The organism is Desulfocicer vacuolatum DSM 3385, from assembly GCF_900176365.1.
Taxonomy (GTDB): domain Bacteria; phylum Desulfobacterota; class Desulfobacteria; order Desulfobacterales; family Desulfobacteraceae; genus Desulfocicer; species Desulfocicer vacuolatum.
This window is the reverse complement of record NZ_FWXY01000051.1, coordinates 1-5,877: the sequence shown is the minus strand read 5'-3', so window position 1 is coordinate 5,877 and position 5,877 is coordinate 1. Positions and strand designations below refer to the sequence as shown.

The 5,877-nt window shown below is 44.8% G+C and carries 3 protein-coding genes; all 3 read right to left on the bottom strand.

Going from position 1 to position 5,877, the window contains the following annotated elements; translation table 11 throughout:
* Positions 1–347: 347 nt before the first annotated feature.
* Positions 348–3,455 (bottom strand): type I restriction endonuclease subunit R, encoded by a 3,108-nt coding sequence (locus B9A32_RS20555; RefSeq protein WP_084072014.1) that lies wholly within the window; start codon positions 3,453–3,455, stop codon positions 348–350.
* An 8-nt stretch (positions 3,456–3,463) separates the two neighbouring features.
* Positions 3,464–4,468, bottom strand: a complete 1,005-nt coding sequence (rhuM, locus tag B9A32_RS20550; RefSeq protein WP_084072011.1) for a virulence RhuM family protein/type II toxin-antitoxin system death-on-curing family toxin — start codon at positions 4,466–4,468, stop codon at positions 3,464–3,466.
* 117 nt (positions 4,469–4,585) lie between these two features.
* Positions 4,586–5,701, bottom strand: coding sequence for a restriction endonuclease subunit S (locus B9A32_RS20545; protein ID WP_084072009.1), 1,116 nt, complete (start codon positions 5,699–5,701; stop codon positions 4,586–4,588).
* Positions 5,702–5,877 lie beyond the last annotated feature (176 nt).

Below are 5,877 nucleotides of genomic sequence, written 5' to 3'. Positions count from 1 at the left end.
AATACGTCTGAGTATTCTATTTCTGGCTTGCCGATCCTTTATTCCGGCAAACCATTTGTCGTATTGTTTTGTGCTGCGTAATTCATATTTCATAATTATAGTGTATCCTGCGGGATGCAGATTGTCAAGATCAAGTTGTGTAGGGTACAAATATAAGTTTTAGTGATTTGATGATTTAAAATAATTTCAATAATCGTAAGCACTCAGTTACGCATGAAGGGTTTCCAACACCAAAATAACCGGTGAAACCCGGTTCATTTTTTTGTTGTGTGGATTGAAATTATTCACCTGCTATCTAATATAATACCTTTTTATGCACTTGATTCGTGTTTCATATCTGTTGAAATCTACCTGTCAACAATCTGTCTTAAACTTTGCTGCATGGCTGACTTGAAAACCGTATCGCTTGCCAGCAACCTGGAAAGTTCGAGCTCATCACGCCGGTTTTTGAGGATGACATCCTCAAATATTTTCTGAAACGCGAGGATTCGGTTGTGAGCATCCTGATTATTCTTATACTTTTCATCAAAATCAGGGTGTGTTTTAATACTGTCTGCAAAATTCAGCAGTTTAACTCGCTGCTCCTGAGGGGTTGCGTTCCAGGCTTGAAACCACCGTTCATTAAAGTTGCGAATGATCTCATCCAAGGGATCGTAAGCTTCATCCCCGCCATGGGCACCGCGTGGGTTCGGGTTCTGCGGATCAACCTGGGTTTCGTCTTCATCCAGCCGGATCCGGTGGTTCAGCTTCACCCGCTGCAATCCATAGGAAGACAGATCTACCGAGTTTAATAATTCATCAATCTTATCCGCCTTTGGATCTTTAACAATCAGTTTGGGAATTAAAAATTTTAAAAACCAGAACAGCTTTTCCCAATCCACGATTTCATAGGGCATAATGGATGCCATCTGACCGTAAATCTTAACAAACTGCTTGGCTTTGATTTTGAAATCTGCCTTGTCCTGATCCTCAAGCTCCAATCCAATATTAAACCTGTCAGCCGCAGCATCAATGAAGGGGCTTAACTCCTGGGCATCGGCATTGTTAAAATATCGTTCAACAAAATCCTGTACTTCCTGCCATTCGTAAACCCCTTCTGCATCCAGAGTCTCTTTGAGTTCATGCAGGACATTGACATCCGTTGCTCTGGACAGACTGGTGGCTGTGTAAAAATCGTCAAATGCATTTTTGATATCATCCACACTGTTGAAAAAATCAAGAATAAACAGATCTTCTGTTTTTTTACCCAAGCTTTGCGCAGCGCGGTTTAAACGGGACAATGCCTGGACTGCCAGCACATTCTGTAGTTTTTTATCCACATACATGGCGGTCAGTTTGGGCTGGTCAAACCCGGTCAGGTATTTGTTGGCCACGACCAGCAGCCGGTATTCATCTGCATCGAACCGCTCCCGTGTTTCGCTCTCACTGAATCCATTCATCAGGCTTTCGGTATATTCAATACCGTCCACCTCTTTATGGCCTGAGAAGGCAATCAGAACCTTGAACGGATCTCCTTTTTCTGAAATCAGCCGGGTGATGGCTTTATAATAGCGGATAGCGGTTTCAATGTTCTGGGTGATCACCATGCCCTTGGCTTTGCCCTTTAGTTTTTTCTGGTTCACCACTTGGGGGATAAAGTGCTCCAGGATGATCTCAGCCTTGATATTAATGGTCTGCTGGTGACGCTCCACATAGGCCCGAAGTTTTTTCTGGGCTTTTTTGCTGTCAAACAGGGGATTGTCCTGTATGGATTTTTGAATTTCATAATAGCTTTTATAGGTGGTGTAATTGGCCAGGACATCCAGGATAAACCCTTCTTCAATAGCCTGTTTCATGGAGTAAAGATGGAAAGGCTTAAATTGTCCATCTTCCTGTTCAATTCCGAATTTTTCCAGCGTGGTGTTTTTCGGGGTGGCGGTAAAGGCAAAATAGGAGGCATTACCTCTCATTTTTCGTGATGCCATTGCCGCAAGAATTTTATCCTGGGTATCTTTCTCCCGGGCCTCTTGCTCATCCGTTGCTGCCATCCCCATTGCCCGGTTCATGTTGTCATGGGCCGACCCGCTCTGGGAGCTGTGGGCCTCGTCAATGACCACGGCAAAGTTCTTGTCACTCAAATCACCGATACCATCCAGGATAAAGGGAAATTTTTGAATGGTTGTGATAATGATCTTTTTGCCCTGTTCCAGTGCGGTTTTTAAATCAGCGGCTCGGTAAGCCGGGGCAAGAATATTCTTAACCTCGGAAAATTCCCGGATGGTTTCCCGCAGCTGCTTATCCAAAAGCCGCCGGTCCGTGACAACGATCACCGAATCAAACAAGGGCTGCTCCAGTCCTTTTGCACCATGGGCCTTTAAATTTTCAGGATAGGTTTCGATCAATTGGTAGGCAGCCCAGGTAATGGAGTTGGACTTTCCTGATCCGGCCGAATGCTGGACAAGATAGGTGTGTCCCACCCCGTTTTGAGCAGTATGACGAATAAGCTTTTGCACCACATCCATCTGATGATACCGTGGGAAAAAAAGCGTCCGTTTGTTCAAAGGATCTTTACCCTTTCCTGAAAGCCTTACAAAATGCTCGATAATATTGGCAATGCTTGTCTTTTTAAAAACATCTTCCCACAGATAAGCTGACCTGTGTCCTCTCTCATTGGCCGGGTTGCCTGCCCCGTGGTTGTTCCCTTTATTAAACGGCAGAAAAAATGTTGATTTACCGCTAAGTTTTGTGGCCATATAGACCTCATCCGTATCCACGGCCATGTGGACGAGGCATCGGCCAAATTGAAGCAGGGGCTGGGTGTTGTCCCTTGACCGGTATTGTTTCTGTCCATGGAATCTGGCGGTCTGTCCGGTCCAGGGATTTTTCAGCTCCAGCGTGGCAAAGGCAAGCCCGTTGATAAACAGCACCAAATCAATGGACTCATTGGGATTATCGATGGAGTAATGAATTTGTCTGGTGGAACTGAAAATATTGTTTTTAAACTGTTCTTTTACCTTTTCTGCAGAACTTGCAAGCGGAGCCGGATACATTAAAACAAAATGGGCATCATCCACGCTCAACCCTTTTTTAAGCAGGTGTAAAAGCCCCTTTTGTTTGATCATTCTATCCAGGCGCTCCAGGATTTTGCGCTGCCACTCATCAATTCCTCTGGTTTTTCTTATAAGCTTTTCAAGCTCTTTTTCCTGGGTGGCTTCAAGAAAGGCCCAGAACTTTTTTTCATCCATGGCAAATCTGGGATTGAAATGCTGGTGATATCCCAATTCATACCCATGGTGGGTATCAAAGGGCACCTGGGGCTCTTCTACCTTGTTTTTTTCAGGTGCAGCCGCCTCTATTTCACCTTGTCTTATCTCGCCATTTTTTATGTCACCTTTTTTAATCTCTTCCAGGCAGGTACCGGTCAATTTTTTTTCAATGGCGGCTTCCAGGGCCTGTTCATTGGTTTGGCTGACCATGGGGCTCCTTATGATAGTTTATTTTCGCATAACAGGTTCATGACAAGTTTTATCAATGTCTCTTTTTGTTTTGGATCAGACTCAGCCACCAGAAGTGTCAGGGCTGCAAGCCCGGTATCATTGATTACCGGAACATTATTGCCGGTTATCAGGCGATTGTTGCGGTGAAGAAAATCCACAAATAAAAAAGCACCGCTGCGCTTGTTGCCGTCAACAAAGGGATGGTTTTTCACTACAAAATACAAGAGATGGGCTGCCTTGCTTTCAATGGTGGGATAGGCAGGCGCCCCCATGACGGTCTGGTCCAGGTTCCCGAAAATCGCCTCAATACTGTCCGGCCGGGAGAGCCTGGCAAACAAATCTGAAGCCTCCCCTTTTACAATGAGTTGTTTTTTTAATTCAAGGATGGCGGCCATGGCATCAACGGATGAAGGCAGTACTCCACCGGCAATGCCTTCAGGGCTTTTCAGCAAGCCTTCGTCATACTGCTGGAGCCATAAAAAGGTCTGGGTATACCGGCCCATGATATCGATGAGCCCCCGTCCCATGTCCGTGGCAAGGGCAGGCGATTGGGCTGTTTTTTGAATCAGAGCCAGGGCCTGTTTGAGTTCTGCGGCATTCGCTTTGAACCGTTCCCGGTTCACGGCATATCCCTGGACAAGATACTCCCGCAGCCGTTTGGTGGCCCAGATACGGAACTGCACCCCCCGTTTGGAGTTCACCCGATACCCCACGGAGATCACGGCATCCAGGTTGTAATGTTTGAGCCGTCTTTTGACCTGCCGTTTGCCTTCTGTTTGAACTACTAAGAAATCCTTAGTAGTTGGATTTTGATCCAGCTCTCCGGTTTCATAAATGTTTTTCAGATGCATGATGACATTTTCGGGGGTGGTATCAAACACCTCCCCCATCTGGCGCTGGGTCAGCCAGACCGTCTCCTTTTCAAATCTCACATCAACACGGGTTTCTCCGTCTTTGGTTTGATAGATCTGTATGCGGCTGTCATCTGTCATTGTTGTATCCCTTAGGAATCGTTACAAATTAACTTTCCCTGAATCATTTTCAAACCCCCTCAAGAGCCAGGGATTTTTGAAAATCAAAGGGTAAGTAATTTTGAAGCCGATCCTTAGTTATGCCACGGCTCTTTGCTCTCCTGCGCCTGGTACCTTTATTTTGCCTGTCACGGCTGAATTGATCAGCGTGGCTTTATATTCTTTTAACTTTTCGATCATCTGCTCCTGGATGGTGATGGCCTTGTCGATCTTCACGGATTGGGTTTGGATGTGGGAGACGATGGCTTTTTGTTCTTTAATGGGTGGTACAATTAAAAACCGTTTTTTAAGATTATTAAAACGAATTCTCACAGCTCTTTGTCTCACTGCGTTGCAAATAACCTGGATGTATTTTGAGAGGGCCATTTCTCTGAGTAAGAAAGCAAAATATTCAGGTAATAAATCATCTAACATAGGATCACAAATAACATACTCCGGTGTACATTTTCCGTCAGAATCAGACACACCAATAGCCCCTTCAAAAGCATCCATGGAATTTAAAACAAGCTGTCCCTTTCGAATGCCTTGATACCCTTGTTCTAAAATGGCCTCAGTATATCCAGTCAGTCTCCTTTTCGATCTTAAAGTGACTTGACCATCCCTGTATGAGGTTACCATTCCGTCGTCCGGTCGAGTCGGCAAATTGCTTTGAGAAAAAAGATATTTAAACCGCTTAATACCCCAATGCCGAGGCACCTCCCCAATCCATTCCACACCTGAATCACACATGGAGACATCGGGATCAAGGCCTTTGGTCACGGCATCCTGAATCAGGATCTGTTTGCGCTCTTTGAGGAGCTGAATCTGTTTTTCCTTGATGGCAACAGCCTGGTCGATCTTTGCGGTTTTGCAGTCGAGGAAGTTGGCGATGGTGGTTTGTTCATCAAGAGGTGGAACATAAGTTTTAAAACTAAAAAAATGTTCTTTGGGTATAGTATTCCGCAGCCCCCGGTATAAGGGTTTCATCATTTTGTGAGAATCTAAATGTAAATAAAAATAATATAGGAACGTTTTGTTATTGCCCTTAAACGGAACTAATACCGTATATGCCCCTGTAATCATCCCATAATAAGTTGATAAACCAACTGCTCGCGGCGTTTCTTCAACATCAAACATGCAAAAAATAAAATCACCGGGGTTGACCACCTGGTATGTATCAAATTCAGCGGGGAATTTACCCTCGGGATTTTCCATATCTCGTTTTATTACTCCATTCAGGGTCAACGACAAAAGATCGAACTCCTGAGATTTTCTTCCTACAAGTTCCTTTTTTAGTCTCGTGAGTCCTAAGTTTTTCTGGAAGCCATGAACGCACCTCTCCCCCAAGTCCCAATTCTATGGCCAGAGAATTCGATTTATAACACCTTCGT

Coding starts and splice junctions, on each gene's coding strand:
- B9A32_RS20555 (WP_084072014.1), bottom strand. CDS start 3,455: ATGGTCAGCCAAACCAATGAACAGGCCCTGGAAGCCGCCATTGAAAAA.
- rhuM (WP_084072011.1), bottom strand. CDS start 4,468: ATGACAGATGACAGCCGCATACAGATCTATCAAACCAAAGACGGAGAA.
- B9A32_RS20545 (WP_084072009.1), bottom strand. CDS start 5,701: ATGGAAAATCCCGAGGGTAAATTCCCCGCTGAATTTGATACATACCAG.